We start from the raw sequence: 18,163 nt of genomic DNA, 5'->3' as shown, positions 1-18,163 counted from the left end.
CCTCATTGATATTTTTGTTAGTATAACATAATTAGAATTAAATGTGCTAAAATTAGAATTAATTAAAAAAAGGGGAAATAAGATGAAGATAGAAGCAAGAAACACCTTAGATAATATGACAATAATACAAATCAATGAATTAGAAGCAATAGTTCAAACGCATGACGGAACATATCATGATATTTATTTAGATAATCGCTTTAATTTTGACCAAAGAATGCCCGCATTTTTATTTGCTTGGGTTGAAAATTACTTGATTGGTTTTCTATCCATATATGCTGATAATATTGAAGAAGCTGAATTATCAGTGATTGTGCACCCAACTTATAGACAACAAGGTATTGCCACGGCTTTAATAGAACAAGCTAAAGAGATTATTAAATCCTTTCGTATTGCTGATATATCTTACATAAGTGAGCGACGCTTCATTGAAAAAACGAATTATCTACATAGAACGTATCAAATTGACTGGCACGAGACAGAATATTTGATGGAAGCTAAAGAAATGGTTGAGCAAGAATATCCAGAAGCAACTATCCAAGTACGAAAAGCAGTGATGACAGATGCGAGAAGTATCGCTTCATTTCAAGCAAAAGCTTTCGAGAGTTCTTTTCAAGAAGCGATGACCTATGCAGAAGGCAGTATTGGTGAAGATGATCATGAGATCTTTGTTTTCTTGAATCAGGAGGGAGACATTGTTGGCTCCAGTTCAGTGAACACAACGGAAGAATATTATTATCTCTTTGGCTTAGCCGTGGATCCAAATTATCAAGGACAGGGCTTTGGAACGCAAGGTATCTATCAAATGATGAAGCAGTTAAATGCAGAGGACGAACGTCCATTTCGCTTATCAGTAGAAAAAGAAAATGCACACGCTAAGCATTTATATCAAAAGAATGGCTTTAGAGTCATATCAGAAGTCGTTTATTTAAATGAATAATGGAGGGACTTTATGGAATTATGGGACTTATTTGATCGGGGTGGAAACATCGTTAGTACGAATCATGAACGAGGAGAGACGATTCCTGAAGGTACCTAACATAAGATTATGAATATTATTGTGCAGCATGTTGATGGGGATTATCTTATAATGAAGCGTTCGGATGATAAAGAAAGTCGTGCAGGAGAATATGAGTTAACTGCTGGTGGAAATAAAATCAAGGGTGTAGACTTTAGTGAGGGTGCTTGGCGAGAATTGTATGAAGAAACAGGGATTAAAGCAGATGCACTCTATGAATTGACGCCAGTCATTATTCGAGAAGAGAAACGATATTTACAAAAAAGTTTCTTTTGTTTAACTAATATAGATAAAAACTCCATTCAATTACAAGCAGGAGAGACTCAAGGTTTCCAGTGGTTGAGTGAAGACGAAGTCTTAGCTATATCAAATACAGATAGTTTAGTCCGTTTAACAAATGAAGTCATAGAGCGAATGAAAGAAATCAAGTTAAAGCACTTTAAATTAACTTAAAAATGTCACAATAACGTCATAAACTTCAAGCAAACTTCACACCCTTTTTCTAAAAATATTGCTATAATTGATTTAACAAGCAAAGGGGAGGGATTGGATGAGTCGTATTCGTGATATTGGTTTAGCTTTTTTGTGTACAATCGCTATTGTGAATGTTACAACGTTTGATCAACCGGTGATGCTAGAACAACCTGAATTTATATTAGCTCAAGAATTAAATGAGTTTGAAGGAATTCCTGAAGAGATTCAAGGTGTTTGGTCTTATGAAGGTGATATGTCAAGTCAATCCGCTATCTTACGCGGAAATCAAATGGTCATTACTGATGAGTATAATGGATCAGTCTACTATACAATTGACATCACGCAAGTTGAAGAGAACTTTGAAGTCGATGGAATTGAAGATAATGACAACCGTACACTATATATCTTAAAAACAAATCTGAATGACTATTCAATGCGTTACGGTGAAGAAGAAGCGACAATGACGACAGATAGTTTCTACTTTGTTTATGACGAGAACGAAGATAAGTTAATCCCTCAACCAGAGGTAAGTTTTAACCGAGATGCGGAAGAAGAGTTAGCATTTATTATTCATGATAATCTTGTTCAAGAACAGCCAATCAATCGTGAGCAATTACGTGAAGTTGATACTGAGTTCCTCGTTAATCAATATCACTCTCATCAAGAAGCAGGTAATGAGGAGATCTACCTAGAACTTTATCGTGATATTGCGAATGAATATCCAGATTTAAATCTTTTACGCAATGAAGATTATGAAACTTATCGAGATATTAGCTCAACAATCATCAATCACTCTGAACTAACCTATGTAAGATTGAATCAAGCGGGAGCAGATAATATCTTGTCCCTTTATCAAGAAGCTCAAACAAATGATTTGAGCGATGAAGACTTAGTCAAAGAAATTTATCCAAGAATTGAAGCAGAAATCCAAGCTTTTCATGACAGACAATTAACATATGAAAACTCATTGAGATATGGTGAGGAATCATAAAAATGTAATCCCTTAAAGTCCACAGGCTTTAAGGGATTATTTATTGCGTTTAAAAAAAAGCTGACAATGTTAAACAAGGTGGTTAAAGTGATTAATCAGTTTAAACACTGTATTGAACACCTTCAATTGCGAGTAATTTTATTTTTACATCGATGCCGCCACTGTATCCAGTTAAAGAACCATTTTTTCCAATGATACGGTGACAAGGAATTACAATAGAGATAGGGTTACGTCCGATAGCTCCCCCAACCGCTCGAACCGCTTTAGGATTGTTAATTCCATCAGCAATCGCCCCATAATGTTGAGTCTGGCCGAAAGGAATAGTAAGTAAAGTCTGCCACACTGACTGTTGAAAGGGTGTTCCGGTTTGAATATCTAGGTCGAGATCAAACTCCTTTCGAGTTCCAGCTATATATTCTTCGATTTGCTTGATGGAACCCGCATTCATCGATGCATCTTCTTGGAGTTTGAAGTTTTTAAAGTGTGTCTCTAAAGGTTCAAGATTTCCATCGTCTGGACTTATGTAAGCTAAGCCCTTTTCTGTTGAAGCAATCGTATATAACCGATTGAATACCGTAAGAAAAGTGTAGTATAAAGTTGGGCTCAAGGTAAACTTCCTCCTATATAATAACCATTTTATTTGTATCTCTATTATAACTCTTTAAGAATCAGATTGAAATGAATGATAATTCATACTAGTCTATGTTAAAATAGTGATTAAAAAGAAATTTCTCCTTAGATATCATTGCATAGAACTAGCATTTAAGTTAAAGTATACATGGCGTGAAACATGGGTTTGTTTCACAAAAGGACTTATTTAAAAGGAGACGGTTATGACAGTCGAAGAATTTATCCAAGCCCTGAATGAAAAGGGTATTCAATTAACTGAACAACAGATTAATCAGTTTGAACAGTATTACCACCTGTTAGTCGAGTGGAATAATAAGATTAACTTAACGGCAATTACTGAAAAGCCAGATGTGTATTTAAAGCATTTCTATGATTCATTAATGCCCTTATGGATGGCACCTGATTATTTTAAACAGAATGCTACTTTATGTGATGTTGGAGCAGGGGCCGGCTTTCCAAGTATTCCAATGAAGATTGTACGCCCTGATTTAGACATTACAATTGTAGATTCATTGAACAAACGTATAACATTTTTAAACCTTTTAGCAGAGGAATTGAACTTAACAGGCGTTAAGGCTGTTCATGGTCGTGCAGAAGAAGTTGGACAAGACAAAGCCCACCGCGAACAATTCGATATCGTCACAGCAAGAGCTGTAGCAGCTTTAAATGTCTTAAGCGAATTGTGTTTACCATTAGCTAAAAAAGGTGGCTACTTCATTGCTCTGAAAGCACAAAGAGCTGACGAAGAAATCGTTAAAGCAAAAAAGGCTATCGCAACGCTTGGAGCGAAGTTTGAAGAGCAAATTAGCGAGATGCTGCCCATTGAAGATAGTGAGCGTGAAATCTTAGTGATTCGCAAAACTTTAGAAACACCGAAGAAATATCCAAGACGTCCTGGTAAACCAGCCAAACAACCGTTATAACAAGGAGGAGATCGCATGAGTAAAATGATTGCAGTCGGTAATCAAAAAGGTGGTGTTGGTAAAACCACCACAACAGTTAACCTAGGAGCTGCTTTAGCAACTTTAGGTAAAAAAGTATTAATCATTGATTCTGATTCGCAAGGAAATGCGACGAGTGGTCTTGGGGTAGAAAGAAGCGCATTAGATGCAAGCTTGTATGAAGTACTCATTGATCAAATTCCAATTCAAGATGTCATCGTTGAAACAAGTCAAGATAACTTATGGATTGTACCGTCAAACATTCAACTTGCAGCTGCAGAGTTAGAACTAGTAAATATTGAAAACCGCGAGTCACGCCTGAAAGAAGCAGTGGCCCCGATTCGTAAAAATTATGATTATATCTTAATCGATTGCCCACCTTCATTAGGTCAATTATCAATTAATGCTTTTACCGCAAGTGATACAATTTTAATCCCAGTACAAGCTGAGTATTACGCGCTAGAAGGATTAACACAATTATTAAATACCATTCGTTTAGTTCAAAAAACTTATAATCGCAATTTCCGTATCGAGGGCGTATTAATTACAATGCTCGATGCACGAACGAATTTAGGCTTTGAAGTGATGGATGAAGTTCGTAAGTATTTCCATGAAAAAGTCTACCGCACAGTCATTCCAAGAAATATTCGCTTATCAGAAGCACCTTCTTATGGGCAATCAGTCATTGAATATGATTCTCGCTCAAGAGGTGCGGAGATGTATGTTGAACTGGCAAAGGAAGTGATTAGTAATGGCGAATAATAACCAACCTCGTAAACGAGGCGGCTTAGGCCGCGGTATGGATGCCTTGTTTTCAGCATATGAGGAAACTCCAGGCGAAAACGAAATCGTAGAAGAGATTCCATTAGATCAAATTCGTGCTAACCCTTATCAACCGCGTAAAACATTTAATCAGAAAGCTTTAAATGAATTAGCTGATTCGATTAAACAGTCCGGTGTATTTCAACCTGTAATTCTTAGAAAATCAACAATCAAAGGTTATGAATTAATCGCTGGTGAACGGCGTGTTCGTGCAAGTCGACTGGCAGGTAAAGAAACAATTCCAGGTATTGTTCGTGAACTAGATGAAGAACAAATGATTGAAATTGCAGTGGTAGAAAACCTACAACGTGAAGACTTGAGTCCTTTAGAAGAAGCTGAAGCATATAACATCTTGATGGAGAATCTTGATTTAACACAAGCGCAAGTGGCTGAAAGAATTGGTAAAAGTCGCCCATATATCGCCAATTACTTACGTCTATTATCATTACCAGATGAAATTAAGACAATGGTTGGGGAACAATTATCGATGGGACAAGCGCGTACGATCTTAGGTCTTAAAGATAAAGACCAACTGATTCCAGTCGCAAAACGTGTCGTAAGTGAAGGAATGACTGTTCGTCAACTCGAAGAATTAGTTCAATCATTAAATGATGAAGCTCCTAAAGAAGACAAAGAAAAAGACAAAAAAGAAAAAGCCAAAAAACCACCCCATTATCTTGCGATTGAACAAGAAATGCAAGATTACTTTGGGACAGCTACGACAATTAATCAACGTGGTGAACGTGGTAAAATAGAAATTGAATTTTTATCTGAATCAGATTTAATTCGAATTTTAGATTTATTAAATATACATTTATAGGGAGTGGACAAGATGAATCGTAAAGAATTTGATAAACTCGATATTGTCGAAATGAAAAAACCACACGCTTGCCAAACAAACCGCTGGCAAATTATCCGTATGGGGATGGATATTCGTATACAATGTATGAATTGTAAGCATATTGTGACGATGACTCGGCGTGATTTTGAAAAGAAAATGAAAAAAGTACTAGAGAAAGCAGAATCTGCTGAATAAGTTTAAATAAAAGAAAGAGAGTGACTACATGGCATTAACAGCTGGTATTGTTGGCTTACCTAACGTTGGTAAATCAACACTTTTTAACGCAATTACAAAAGCAGGGGTTGAAGCAGCAAACTATCCGTTCGCGACGATTGACCCAAATGTTGGAGTGGTAGAAGTACCTGACAAACGTTTAACAGACATTACAGAAGTAGTAAAACCTAAGAAAACAATTCCAACAACCTTCGAATTTACAGATATCGCAGGGATTGTAAAGGGTGCAAGTAAAGGCGAAGGATTAGGAAACAAATTCTTAAGTAATATTCGCCAAGTGGACGCAATTTGTCACGTTGTTCGTTGTTTCGAAGACGAAAATATTACTCACGTTGACGGGAAAGTGGATCCACTTTCAGATATAGAGACAATCAACTTAGAGTTAATCTTAGCTGACTTGGAATCGATTGATAAGCGATTAACACGTGTTCAAAAATTAGCTAGAACTAAAGATAAAGATGCATTAATCGAGATGGATATCTTAGAACGCTTGAAAGATGCCCTTGAAAATGATCAATTAGCGAACTCAGTTGAATTCACTAAAGAAGAAGAGCCGATTGTGAAGAGCTTATTCTTATTGACACGCAAGAAAATGTTATACGTAGCGAATATTGGAGAGGAGGAAGTAAGCGATCCAAATTCAAATCCTCACCTACAAAAGGTAATTGAATTTGCTGCTACACAAGGAGCAGAAGTTGTTCCAGTATGTGCAAGTCTTGAAGAAGAAATTGCTATCTTGGATGACGAAGAAAAAGCAGTATTTTTAGAAGACTTTGGTTTAGAAGAATCAGGTTTAGACCGTTTAATTCAAAAAGCTTATACATTATTAGGTTTAGGAACTTACTTTACAGCAGGTGAGCAAGAAGTACGCGCTTGGACATTCAAAAAAGGAATGAAAGCTCCTCAAGCAGCTGGAGTGATTCACTCTGACTTCGAACGTGGATTCATCCGTGCTGAAACTGTCTCTTATAATCACTTAATGGAAGCTGGAAGCATGGCTCGTTCGCGTGAATTAGGTTACTATCGTTCAGAAGGTAAAGAATATATTGTTAAAGACGGCGACATTATGTTATTTAGATTTAATGTCTAGATCGATCGGGGGAAATTATGTCAGAAGATAACAAAAAAGAATTCGAAGAGAAAGATGTAGAAGTGACAACTGATAAAGTAGCTGAAGAATCAATTGAGACGGCTAAAGAAACAGAAGTAGCAAGTGTTGAAGAATCTCAAGAAAGAAATGTTATTGCTGGGATTAAAGAAAGCCAGTTTGCAGAGTTAACGAACAAAAATAAGCAATTTATGTTAAGTGTAGATAAAAAATTATCTGACCAATTGCACTATGAAGTTCAAGAACGTGTCTATGCTGAGATGGTGGATACGTTACTTGACGGGCAAATCAATAGCCAAACAGCACGTCAAATTTATGGAACACCGACAGAAACTGCTAACTTAATTATGGAACAAGAATTTCCAAATCCAGAAAATGCACCAGTTGAAAAGTCACCTGATTGGCAAATTGCTTTAGATGGTGGATTGATGCTAGGTTCATTATTCACATTCATCACAGGAATTTCGATGTTGAACGCAGATGCGGGGGCAACTTCTGCTTTCATGGGCTTAACTACTTTAATAATTAACTATATTGTTGCAGGTATTGCGATGTTAGTGACATCAAAAGTTATGCCAGATTTAGATGCACCTAAAGGTGAGCGTCGTTTATGGCGTTACTTTGGAGTGTCTATTGCCGCAATGTTTGGTTGGTTCTTAATCGTAAGTATCAGTGCTGTGTTACTTCCACCTGTACTGAACCCAGTCTTTGAACCAATGACTTATATCATTATTGCAGCTATAACTTTTGGTTTACGCTTCTTATTAAAGAGACAATTAAATATTCAAGGTGGGGTATTCTAACCACTTCAAATCAACCAATCAAGTTTAACTTGGTTGGTTTTTATTATAGATAGGAAAATTAACGAACATTCCATTTTTTTATAAAGAGAATGTTAAGTATTCGGTTGATAATAAAAATACAATATGGTAACTTAGTAAAAATATAGAAAAGACAAATATATAGGAGGATTTAAATGAACGCATGGAACACTAAATTTCAACGCGAAGGATATACATTTGATGATGTAATCTTAGTACCAGCAGAAAGTCATATTTTACCTAATGATGTTGATTTATCAGTAGAATTATCCCCAAACTTAAAACTAAATATCCCAATTTTATCGGCAAGTATGGATACAGTTACCGAATCAGATATGGCGATAGCAATGGCACGCCAAGGTGGACTCGGTGTCATTCATAAGAACATGTCAATTGAAGCACAAGCTGAAGAAGTTCGCCGTGTTAAACGTTCAGAAAATGGTGTCATCTTAGATCCATTTTACTTAACTCCTCAACACATAGTTAGAGATGCCGAAGATTTAATGTCTCGTAACCGCATTAGTGGTGTTCCAATTGTTAAATCTGAAACAGACTTAACTTTAGTAGGAATTATTACAAACCGTGATACTCGTTTCATTAATGATGACCAAGCTCAAATTTCTTCAGTTATGACTAAAGAAGCTTTAGTTACAGCACCTATTGGTACATCATTAGAAGAAGCTGAACGTATCTTATTCAATCATCGTATCGAAAAATTACCTTTAGTGAATGAACAAGGTCACTTATCAGGATTAATTACGATTAAAGATATTGAAAAAGTAATCCAATATCCAAATGCAGCTAAAGATAGCCATGGACGCTTACTCGTTGCGGCAGCAATTGGTGTGACAAGTGATACATTTGAACGTGCACAAGCCTTAATTGACCAACAAGTGGATGCATTAGTTGTTGATACAGCCCATGGACATAGTGCAGGTGTCATTCGTAAAATTAAAGAAATTCGAGATACTTACCCAGATGTTACTATTATTGCTGGGAACGTTGCGACAGCTGAAGGTACACGTGCTTTATTCGATGTCGGTGTTGACGTTGTAAAAGTAGGTATCGGACCAGGCTCTATCTGTACAACGCGTGTTGTTGCAGGTGTTGGTGTACCTCAATTAACCGCAATTTATGAATCAGCTACTGCCGCTCGTGAATACGGGAAAGCAATTATTGCCGACGGTGGTATTAAATACTCAGGTGATATCGTCAAAGCAATCGCAGCTGGTGGAAATGCTGTCATGTTAGGTAGTATGTTAGCTGGTACGGATGAATCTCCTGGTGACTTTGAAATTTATCAAGGACGTCGTTTCAAAACTTACCGTGGTATGGGTAGTTTAGCGGCTATGGAAAAAGGATCAAGCGACCGTTACTTCCAATCTAAAAATGAAGCAAACAAACTTGTTCCAGAAGGAATTGAAGGGCGTGTTGCTTATAAAGGTAGCGCTCAAGATATCGTCTTCCAAATGCTAGGTGGAATTCGTGCTGGTATGGGTTATACTGGATCAGCAAACTTAAAAGCCTTACGCGAAGAAGCACAATTCATCCGCATGAGTGGTGCTGGACTTATCGAGTCTCACCCACATGACGTTAATATTACAAAAGAAGCACCAAACTACTCACGCGCATAATTTACAATTGTAAGTTTGGTAACCGAAAATACTCAATAATGTAGTGATTAATTAGCTATATTGTTGGGTTTTTTGTGTTTTTGGGAGCTTATGGCAGGGAATTATATAAAAAGTGCCTTGAGAATTTTTCAGGGATGCAAAACGTGAAAAAAGTACCTTGAGAAAATGCCAGAGCACTCAAACCACCGTATTCGACCTAATATGAATCTTTGATTATGAGACTATGAACATTGTTTGACCTTCATATGAACATGGGGGTTATGACATGACAAGAATTTCGAAGGTGTTACAATGAGGTTGTAGTTAAGAAAAAAAGAAACCCGACGCACAATAGTGAAAGGATGCGATACAAATGATTCGCAGAAACAGTCGGAACTTAAAATTAACAGCTACTTTATTAGCATCGTTGATGGCACTTGGTTTTGGACAAGTTCAAACCAACGCACAAGACTTTGTTAGACCTGAACCAGGGGACGAAGCCTATCTACCAAACTACTCACTCGTGGAGCAATATTTCCCAAGTGTAGATGCAGCCGTTGAATATGCGAATGCAAACTTCAATATTGATATTCATGCTGACTTTTATGTCACTATGGATGAAAACGGTGCTTACGTTTATTATGAACTTTTAGAGGACGTTGAAGAACCTGAGGAACCTGCACCTGAGCCTGAAGAACCAGAAGAAGGTACTTATGTCGTTCAATCAGGCGATTCATTATATAGTATTGCCAATGCATTTGATGCTAGCGTCCAAGATATTATTGACTGGAATAACTTAGAAAGTAATAGTTTATTTGTTGGGCAAGAATTAATCGTTATTGACGCAGATAATGGATCGGAAGAACCAGACCCTGGCGACCCTGAAGACATTATTTATGTGGTTGAAGCGGGCGATTACTTATACCGTATCGCTGCTGAATGTGGGGTAACTGTTCAAGATATTATTGACTGGAATAAACTAGAAAGTGATGCCTTGCAAGTTGGAGACGAATTGATTATTAGACAATAATTGCTCATACTGAACAAGTAAATAAAATAATATGAACCACTAGTGGAGAGGGCTAACCAAGTCACCTTCACTGGTGGTTTTAGTTATACTGAATTATGGGCTTAAATTGTGAAAAACTTATGTCATTTTGACATCATTAATCGTAACTACTATTTTTTGTGTTTAAAAAAGGTATAATAGTTATTGAGTACAATTAATTGTAAAGAAGGAGGATTATGATGCGTATATTAGTAGCAGACGATGATCGCGAAATCGTAGATCTTTTAAATATTTACCTAAAAAATGAAGGTTATGAAGTTGTAAAAGCATTCAATGGTGAAGAAGCTTTAAATCAGTTAGAAGCAAGTCAAGAATTTGATTTGGTTATCTTAGATGTGATGATGCCAAAAGTAACTGGTTTAGAAGTGGTTGAAGTGATGCGTGAAAAGGATATGGGCATTCCAGTAATTATGGTGAGTGCCAAATCAGCGGATCACGAGAAAATCGAAGGTTTATTTGCTGGAGCGGATGATTATGTAACCAAACCCTTTAATCCGTTAGAGGTGATGGCACGTGTTAAATCTATTTTACGCCGTCAACATAGTTATTCAGGTATGGAGACACCAGGAGATACGATAGAGGTAGGTCCTTTAGTTATTCGCCGTGATTCTCATGAAGTGAGAACAGATAGTGGCGTTGAAATTCAATTGACGGCTCTTGAGTTTGGAATTTTATATTTATTATCAAGTAACCCAAACCGAGTCTTTAGTGCGGATGAAATCTTTGAAGAAGTATGGAATCAAGAAAGTGTTGTGAGTGCCAAAACCGTCATGGTTCACGTGAGTCATTTGCGTGATAAAATTGCTCAGGCAACTGGAGGAGACAAAGTCGTTCAGACTGTATGGGGAGTAGGCTACAAGGTTGAACGATGATAATAAACAAATCTTATCTACCCAATTAACACGTTCACAAAAGATTGATTTAATTCGTTATACCTCAAGTGTTCTCTTTATCGTGTTTTTTGTATATTTAGGGATTATACTTGGTTTTGATATTGTTATTAATACCCGTTTAGATTTTCTGCGTGGGGGAAACTTGTTCCAATTTTTCCAGTTGTGGCGCATTCCTTATAACCAAATTATTACGATGATCGTATTAGGTATCGGAGGACTCATTACATATCGCCGTATGGACAGACAGCGTAAAATGATGAGGCTTGGTCGTGCTTTGGAGCATTTAAACTACATATCTGAAAATAATAAATACAATTACCGAATCGAGAGTACGCATATTGGCGAATTGACAGATATTATTGATAGTATAAATCAACTGGTTGAAAGTACAGAACATTCACTTGAAGAAGAACGACGAGCAGAAGAGACGAAAGATGAGTTAATCGCCAATGTCAGTCATGATATTCGGACACCGCTCACGTCAACGATTGGTTACTTAGATGCTGTGATTCATAAGCAGTATCAAAGTGAGGAAGAGAAAGATAGCTATATTGGGATAGCGTACGAGAAGGCAAAGATGATGCGAACGTTAGTGAATGATTTATTCTTATATATCGAATCAGGACAAGCAACGTATTCGATTGAAGCTCAATCCATTCCTATCAAGTTTTTCTTTGAACAATTGGCAGCTGAATTTGAGTTAACAGGTGACGAGCAAGGCGTAAATATTGTTGTAGAAGTTTACCCAGAGGATTTATTCGTACAGATTGATGTCGATAAGATGGCAAGAGTGTTCAGTAATCTGATCTCTAATGCTTTAAAATACGGTTTTGGAGATGTCATTCGCTTGCGCGCTTATGAATCGAGCGATGATGCGAGTGTCTATCTGGAAACGCGAAATAACGGTGAAATTCTTGCGGAATCTGAGTATAAGAATATCTTTGAGCGGAGTTACCGAACAGAGAAATCAAGAACATCTGAGATTCCTGGAAGTGGTTTAGGACTTTCAATCGTAAAAAATATCGTTGATTTACATGGCGGATTGGTCTTTGCGACTGTGGAAGATAATGAAACTGTCTTTCGTATTAAATTAAAAAATAAAGAAGAGAGTGGTGACGAATGAAGTTAAACTATTTATTTGTCATTTTATTAATCACCTCGTTTTTATTTCCGCAACAAAGTCAGGCGCAATCAACCGAGCCAACTATTGATGCTATTTCTGCTATTTCAATTGATAGTGAAAACGGACAAGTCTTAATGAGCCAAAATGCAGACGAGATGCTTCAAGTGGGTTCAGTAAGTAAATTATTATCCGTTTATGTTGCTTTAAAAACAATTGAAGCACAAGATGAGTGGACACGTGAATCTATTGTTCCCATCTCAGATGAAGCATATCAATTGAGTCAAGATTATAATATTGGTAATGTGCCTTTAAGACAGGATTATAATTATACAGTCAACGAATTAGTCGAGGCTGTTTCAATTAATTTAGCAAATGGTGCCACACTTGCCTTAGCCGAAATGGTGGGAGAGACGGAAGCGGATTTTGTTAAAATGATGGAAACACAGTTGTTAGAATGGGGCGTTGAAGAATTTAATCTCATTAATTCAACAGGGTTAGAAGACAATGGAGAAACCAATGCCTTTTCTGCAGAAGTTGCAGCAATCATTGCCTATCATCTGGTCAATGATTTTCCGGATTATTTAGATTATAGTAATCAAGCAGAAGCAGTATTTACACCGAATACGGATGATGCGATTGATATGAATAACTATAACCAAATGTTAAATGGAAAGCCTTACGAACGTGAAAACGTTCTAGGTTTAATGCCAGGGTCTTCCGAACAAGACGGCAATAGCTTTGTCGGTTATTCGAATGAAGATGAGTTTGGTATTATTACAGTTGTTTTAGGGACAGAGGATGAAGATACTCGCTATGAAGAGACGGATCGTCTCATGGACTACAGCTATAGTGCTTATATGAAAGAACTCGTTGTCAGTGAAGGGCAACCGACGACGCAGGTGAATACCATCAAAGTAGAAGGTAGTTTCGAAAGTGAAGCGGAGCTTATCTACGGCGAAGATATGTCTTTAGTTGTTCCAATTATTGATACCGCTCCGCGTTTGGAGTACAAATTCTCAATTAATGAGGCTTTATTCGAAGATAGAAGCTATTTAGTGGCACCGGTTGAACAAGGAGAAGTCGTTGGAGAGATGACCATCTACGGTGCTGGCACTGAATTTACGTATTTACCTTCGACAAAAGGGAACCATGTGCCAGTCGTTCAAGCAGAGCCCATTGAAGAAGCAGCCTGGTATGTGAATGGCTGGCATTCCTTCTCAAACGGCGTGAGTAATACGTGGGAGTCCACACGACGATTCTTCGTTGATTTGTTTAATTAGTCAGTGAATTAAGAAAGGATTGGATATAATGAGTCAATATGAAAAAGCAATATTTGCTGGAGGGTGTTTCTGGTGTATGGTTCATCCATTTGATGAAATGGATGGAGTCGAAGCGGTTGTCTCAGGTTATACTGGAGGCCAGACTGAAAATCCGACCTATGCACAAGTAACAAGTGGTGAAACGAATCATACAGAAGCGGTTGAAATCACCTTTGATCCAGAAAAGATAACGTACCAACAATTGCTTGATATTTATTGGTCAAGTATGGACCCAACAGATGCGACGGGTCAATTTTATGACCGTGGAACATCTTATCGTCCTGTGATATTCGTTAATTCAGAAGAGCAACGTCAGTTAGCTAAAGAATCAAGAGAAGCCTTGGATAAGAGTGGACGATTTGGTAAACCTATCGTTGTACCGGTTGAAGACGCAAAACCATTCTATGAAGCAGAAGATTATCATCAAGATTATTATAAGAAAAATCCTGAACACTATAATCGTTATACTATTGGGTCAGGACGAGCAGCGTTTGTTGAAAAACATAAACAATAATAAATAGAGTACGTCAATGAAGTTTCTAACAAATTAATTTTGATGGAAACTTTTTTTGTGGATAGTTGGGTAAATGCTATAATAAGCTTAGTAAAAACCAAATAATTACTAAAGGAAGCGATGAGTATGATAATTAGAGCATTAGAAAAGAATGACTTACCTTCGATTCATATCATCAATAATGAGCGCGAGATGATGGCCTAGTGGTTCGAAGAGCCCTATGAATCCCTCGATGAATTAGAACGATTATATGATAAGCACCTCTTCGATTCTTCTGAAAGACGCTTTGTCATTGAAGTCGCCGGTGAGTTTGTTGGGGTTGTTGAGTTAATGGAAATCGATTATATTCACCGAAATTGTGAGATACAAATTATTGTCATTAAACGATTCCGTGGACAAGGCTTAGCACAAAAGGCTTTACGAAAAGGAATTGAATATGCTTTTTCAATTTTAAATATGCATAAAGTATATTTAATTGTGGATGCGAATAATCATCCAGCAGTCCATATCTATAAAAAATTAGGCTTTAGACAAGAAGGAACAATGAAAGACCACTTCTATACAAATGGACAATATCGGGATGCTTACTTTATGGGTATCTTGAAAGACGAAGTAGAATTTGACTATGTAAAATAAAAAAGATCCACTACTGACCAAAATATCAGTAGTGGATTTTTTGTTGTACCAAGTATTAATAAAGTTCGTGAATGTCATCGAAGTTTTCGCGTTCTTGTTCAATTTGGGCTTTATTACCAATCACGGCAATCGCCCCTTTATCAATCACTGAGCGGAATCCTTCACTTAAGACAGTTAAGCTTGCTTCAGTTGTAGCTAAAACTTCTTCCTTAAGTTGAATCACATCAGCTGTCGTACGGCCCACTTGGTGACGAGAGAATGCACGCTTTCCTTTGTGATAAGCAGACAATGGTTGGTCTAAATTACTTAATGTACCAATGATTGCTTTTAATAAGCTGGCGTCATCAAGTTGCAAGGTTTCAATAAAATCTGGAATCCCTTGATACGTTTGGATTGTCTTCTTAATATTAGGGTCGCGGTATGAACTTAATTGGAAATCACCATTTAAGTTGTGACGGAACATCGAACCGTATGCGCCACCTTTAACTCGAATATTATTCCATAAGTAATCGTAACGTAAGAAAGTAGATAAGACGAGTGAAGATCCAGAGTAAGTCAATTCATTAGTCGCGTCTGAGGCTAAACCTACATAGTTTACATCTTGAGCAGTAATAAAGGCTTCATTCTTTTTCTCGCCGGCTTCATACGTCACAGCAGCACCTAAAGCGTCACTTCTTAATGAAGCAAAAGCTTCGGTAAAGGTTGTTTTCACGTCTTCTAAACGATTTTCTTCACCAATATAAAGTGCATGAATACGTTGTTTATTTAATAAACGTTCTAACATATTTTGAAGTTTTTCACTTAAGTCACTCATATCATTGGCTTTAATTTGTTTTAAAAGCTCTTTCGTGAAATTAAATTGATCAATCCCGTTAATTAATTCCCCTAATTTGCTGACAGGTTTCACTTGGCTTAAGGCACGTGAAGCAGCGATCACATGAGCAGCGGAGTTAATATCATCTTCAAAATCAGACACATGACGTTGAGTGATATTTAATAATTCAGTTCGGTCAGTAAACTGAGTTCCTGTCATAATTTCTTTAATTAACTCAACTAATTTAGTGAATGATGTTTCCAGTGATTTACCTCGTAATGTAAAGTAAGGTTTTGCTTCACCAGTCACTGTTTCGTAAACTACGACGCCACCGTGAATACCACCCGTGTGTAAGTCAATTTGCGTTTGCAATTCTGCAACAGAATAATTTTCAGTCGGTAAGTCACCTAATAATTGGCTTAAATAACTTAATAATAAGTAATCTTCCGCTTCAAAGTCAGACACATCAAGATATAGATCAAGGTAATCAATTCCAGAAGTAAATTGGTCCGCGTGATACAGTGTTGTTCCTTCGAATAAAGTACTTTCAGTTAAAGGATAATCTTCTGTTTCAGTGGATAAATCTTCTTTATCTAATGTCGGAATTGCCGCTAAATCCTCTGCTTTATCTGGAGCCTCTTGACGAGCGATGAGCGCTTGTGTTTGCTCAACTAATGTATCAATTTCTTGGTCAGAAAGGCTTGCTTTGTACTCTTGTAAAGCTTTGAATGTTTCTTTTTCAATAGCATCATTTTTTCCAGGTTCAGCTTTTAATACGATGTTCACACGTCTAGTGTTATTCAATAATTTATCTTGAATCAATTGTTCAAAGTAACCTTCTTCAGATAATTTTGCTAATAAATCAAGTTTATCTGAGAATTCCAGTGAATCGAAGGGAGATAAATCATATAACCATGTGTTTAATGAACTAATCGCATAAAGAACGCCGCGTGGATTACTTTCCGAGATGGCAGATTCTTTTAAGCGGAAAGTGATTTTGTTTAAGGCCGCTTGAATTAATTCTTTTGAGATACCATCTTTAACGATGTCTGTTAAAGTGGACTCAACCACTTCTTTAAAGCGGTCCATATTGTTTTTGTCACTATATTTTGCATCGATTGAGAAGACGGCAGGATAGCCGACTTGGAAGAAATCACCATTAATGTTCCCGCCAATTTCAGCTTCGAGTAAGGCTTTCTTTAAAGGCGCTTGATTATTACCAAATAAAATCTCAGCTAACACACGTAAACCGTGTTGTTCTAAGGAATCTGAAGCTGTTGCGGTATGCCAAGCAATCGCCAAGTAATCTTTTTGATCCGGGTCATCGCCGTCTGTAATTGAATAGGTTAATTCAACATCTTCTTCCACAGGTTGAGTTGCTTCAAAAGTTAAATCAACGGCTGGCTCATCCAATTGACCTTTGCCATCAAAGTAAGAAGCAAGTAAGTCAAAAGCGTGATCCGTATCTAAATCTCCGTACAGAATCGTTAATGAGCTACTTGGATGGTAGTGTTTCTCATGGAAATCAAGAAAAGCTTCTTGTGTTAAAGACGGAATGTTAGATGGTAATCCACCTGATTCGAATTCATACGGTGTTCCTTTGTATAAATACTTTTGAATAGCTGTATACAATTGGCTGTCAGGTGAGGCTGTCGCACCTTTCATCTCATTATAAACAACACCCTTGTAGATTAAATCATCTTCAGCATTTTCTAAATGATAATGCCAACCCTCTTGTTCAAGAATTTGTGGATTTGAGTAAATCAGTGGTTGGAAGACCGCATCTAAATAAACGCTCATCAAATTCGAAAAATCTTTTTGATTAGTTGATGCGACGGGATAAATTGTCTTATCCGAGAAAGTCATCGCATTAACAAAGGTGTTTAAAGAACCTTTGATTAGTTCAACAAAAGGCTCTTTCGATGGGAATTTCTTTGAGCCATTTAAGACCGAGTGTTCTAAGATGTGGGCAATCCCATTATCATCGTAAGGGGGTGTTTTGAAAGCAATTGTGAATGCTTTATTTGTGTCATCATTATCTAAGTGTAATACTTGAGCACCAGTTTCTTCATGCTCATATAACTTACCAATTGAATGAATATCGTTTAATTCTTTGGTTTCGATTAATTTAAAAGTCATACAATCCTCCATTGTAAAATTTATTATGCTATTAGCATATTTTATCTGGAATTGATACTTAATACAAGGAAAGGGGCCTTTTAAGACAAAAGAAACCCCTCAGGAAAATGCAAAAATAAAAAGATATTCAACATTCTGGTCAATTTACCAAAATTGTTGAATA

At 37.0% G+C, this 18,163-nt stretch carries 17 protein-coding genes and 1 pseudogene; 16 read left to right on the top strand and 2 right to left on the bottom strand.

Annotation, left to right across the window (positions count from 1 at the left end; translation table 11 throughout):
* The first annotated feature begins 82 nt into the window (after positions 1 to 82).
* From HW423_RS04085 to HW423_RS04075, 3 genes are all read left to right on the top strand, one after another.
* Positions 83 to 940 carry a GNAT family N-acetyltransferase gene (locus HW423_RS04085; RefSeq protein ID WP_218930671.1) on the top strand — a complete coding sequence of 286 codons (858 nt, stop codon included), beginning with the start codon at positions 83 to 85 and terminating at the stop codon, positions 938 to 940.
* Positions 941 to 1,048: 108 nt separating this feature from the next.
* Entirely contained in the window at positions 1,049 to 1,471 is a 423-nt protein-coding gene (locus HW423_RS04080) for an NUDIX domain-containing protein (protein WP_268951463.1), read from the top strand.
* Positions 1,472 to 1,568: 97 nt separating this feature from the next.
* Positions 1,569 to 2,483 carry a hypothetical protein gene (locus HW423_RS04075; RefSeq protein ID WP_218930669.1) on the top strand — a complete coding sequence of 305 codons (915 nt, stop codon included), beginning with the start codon at positions 1,569 to 1,571 and terminating at the stop codon, positions 2,481 to 2,483.
* A 100-nt stretch (positions 2,484 to 2,583) separates the two neighbouring features.
* Here HW423_RS04075 and HW423_RS04070 read toward each other — a convergent pair whose 3' ends face one another.
* Positions 2,584 to 3,090 carry a methylated-DNA--[protein]-cysteine S-methyltransferase gene (locus tag HW423_RS04070; RefSeq protein WP_218930668.1) on the bottom strand — a complete coding sequence of 169 codons (507 nt, stop codon included), beginning with the start codon at positions 3,088 to 3,090 and terminating at the stop codon, positions 2,584 to 2,586.
* Between the two features lie 226 nt (positions 3,091 to 3,316).
* Between HW423_RS04070 and rsmG the strand changes: the two genes are divergently transcribed.
* The 13 genes and pseudogenes from rsmG to HW423_RS04005 all read left to right on the top strand — a co-directional run bounded on the left by rsmG (position 3,317) and on the right by HW423_RS04005 (position 15,047).
* On the top strand, positions 3,317 to 4,036 hold the full coding sequence (gene rsmG / locus HW423_RS04065; RefSeq protein WP_218930667.1) for a 16S rRNA (guanine(527)-N(7))-methyltransferase RsmG: 720 nt from the start codon (positions 3,317 to 3,319) through the stop codon (positions 4,034 to 4,036).
* Between the two features lie 15 nt (positions 4,037 to 4,051).
* The gene (locus tag HW423_RS04060; protein WP_138404944.1) at positions 4,052 to 4,816 is read left to right on the top strand and encodes a ParA family protein; all 765 of its coding nucleotides are present in this window, start codon (positions 4,052 to 4,054) and stop codon (positions 4,814 to 4,816) included.
* A complete protein-coding gene (locus tag HW423_RS04055) occupies positions 4,806 to 5,696 on the top strand; it encodes a ParB/RepB/Spo0J family partition protein (protein ID WP_218930666.1) in 891 nt (296 codons plus the stop codon). The genes HW423_RS04060 and HW423_RS04055 overlap by 11 nt, the downstream gene beginning before the upstream one ends.
* Before the next feature lie 12 nt (positions 5,697 to 5,708).
* On the top strand, positions 5,709 to 5,912 hold the full coding sequence (locus HW423_RS04050) for a DUF951 domain-containing protein (RefSeq protein WP_138404946.1): 204 nt from the start codon (positions 5,709 to 5,711) through the stop codon (positions 5,910 to 5,912).
* A 28-nt stretch (positions 5,913 to 5,940) separates the two neighbouring features.
* Positions 5,941 to 7,041, top strand: a complete 1,101-nt coding sequence (ychF, locus tag HW423_RS04045) for a redox-regulated ATPase YchF (RefSeq protein WP_218930665.1) — start codon at positions 5,941 to 5,943, stop codon at positions 7,039 to 7,041.
* 17 nt (positions 7,042 to 7,058) lie between these two features.
* Positions 7,059 to 7,862, top strand: a complete 804-nt coding sequence (locus tag HW423_RS04040; protein WP_218930664.1) for a DUF1129 domain-containing protein — start codon at positions 7,059 to 7,061, stop codon at positions 7,860 to 7,862.
* A gap of 173 nt (positions 7,863 to 8,035) precedes the next feature.
* Positions 8,036 to 9,514, top strand: coding sequence for an IMP dehydrogenase (guaB, locus tag HW423_RS04035; RefSeq protein ID WP_218930663.1), 1,479 nt, complete (start codon positions 8,036 to 8,038; stop codon positions 9,512 to 9,514).
* 352 nt (positions 9,515 to 9,866) lie between these two features.
* Entirely contained in the window at positions 9,867 to 10,523 is a 657-nt protein-coding gene (locus HW423_RS04030; RefSeq protein WP_218930662.1) for a LysM peptidoglycan-binding domain-containing protein, read from the top strand.
* 218 nt (positions 10,524 to 10,741) lie between these two features.
* Positions 10,742 to 11,434 carry a response regulator transcription factor gene (locus tag HW423_RS04025; RefSeq protein WP_218930661.1) on the top strand — a complete coding sequence of 231 codons (693 nt, stop codon included), beginning with the start codon at positions 10,742 to 10,744 and terminating at the stop codon, positions 11,432 to 11,434.
* Positions 11,424 to 12,578, top strand: a complete 1,155-nt coding sequence (locus tag HW423_RS04020) for a sensor histidine kinase (protein ID WP_218930660.1) — start codon at positions 11,424 to 11,426, stop codon at positions 12,576 to 12,578. Before HW423_RS04025 ends, HW423_RS04020 begins: the two co-directional genes overlap by 11 nt.
* Positions 12,575 to 13,858, top strand: coding sequence for a D-alanyl-D-alanine carboxypeptidase family protein (locus tag HW423_RS04015; protein ID WP_218930659.1), 1,284 nt, complete (start codon positions 12,575 to 12,577; stop codon positions 13,856 to 13,858). The genes HW423_RS04020 and HW423_RS04015 overlap by 4 nt, the downstream gene beginning before the upstream one ends.
* A 28-nt stretch (positions 13,859 to 13,886) precedes the next feature.
* Positions 13,887 to 14,411, top strand: coding sequence for a peptide-methionine (S)-S-oxide reductase MsrA (gene msrA / locus HW423_RS04010; RefSeq protein WP_218930658.1), 525 nt, complete (start codon positions 13,887 to 13,889; stop codon positions 14,409 to 14,411).
* Positions 14,412 to 14,537: 126 nt separating this feature from the next.
* Positions 14,538 to 15,047: pseudogene (locus HW423_RS04005) on the top strand (GNAT family N-acetyltransferase).
* A gap of 55 nt (positions 15,048 to 15,102) precedes the next feature.
* Here the strand turns inward: HW423_RS04005 and HW423_RS04000 are convergent.
* On the bottom strand, positions 15,103 to 18,000 hold the full coding sequence (locus tag HW423_RS04000) for an insulinase family protein (RefSeq protein WP_218930657.1): 2,898 nt from the start codon (positions 17,998 to 18,000) through the stop codon (positions 15,103 to 15,105).
* Between the last annotated feature and the right edge of the window lie 163 nt (positions 18,001 to 18,163).

Source organism: Ruoffia halotolerans, assembly GCF_014049385.1.
GTDB lineage: Bacteria > Bacillota > Bacilli > Lactobacillales > Aerococcaceae > Ruoffia > Ruoffia halotolerans.
This window is presented reverse-complemented; position numbering and strand designations above follow the sequence as displayed.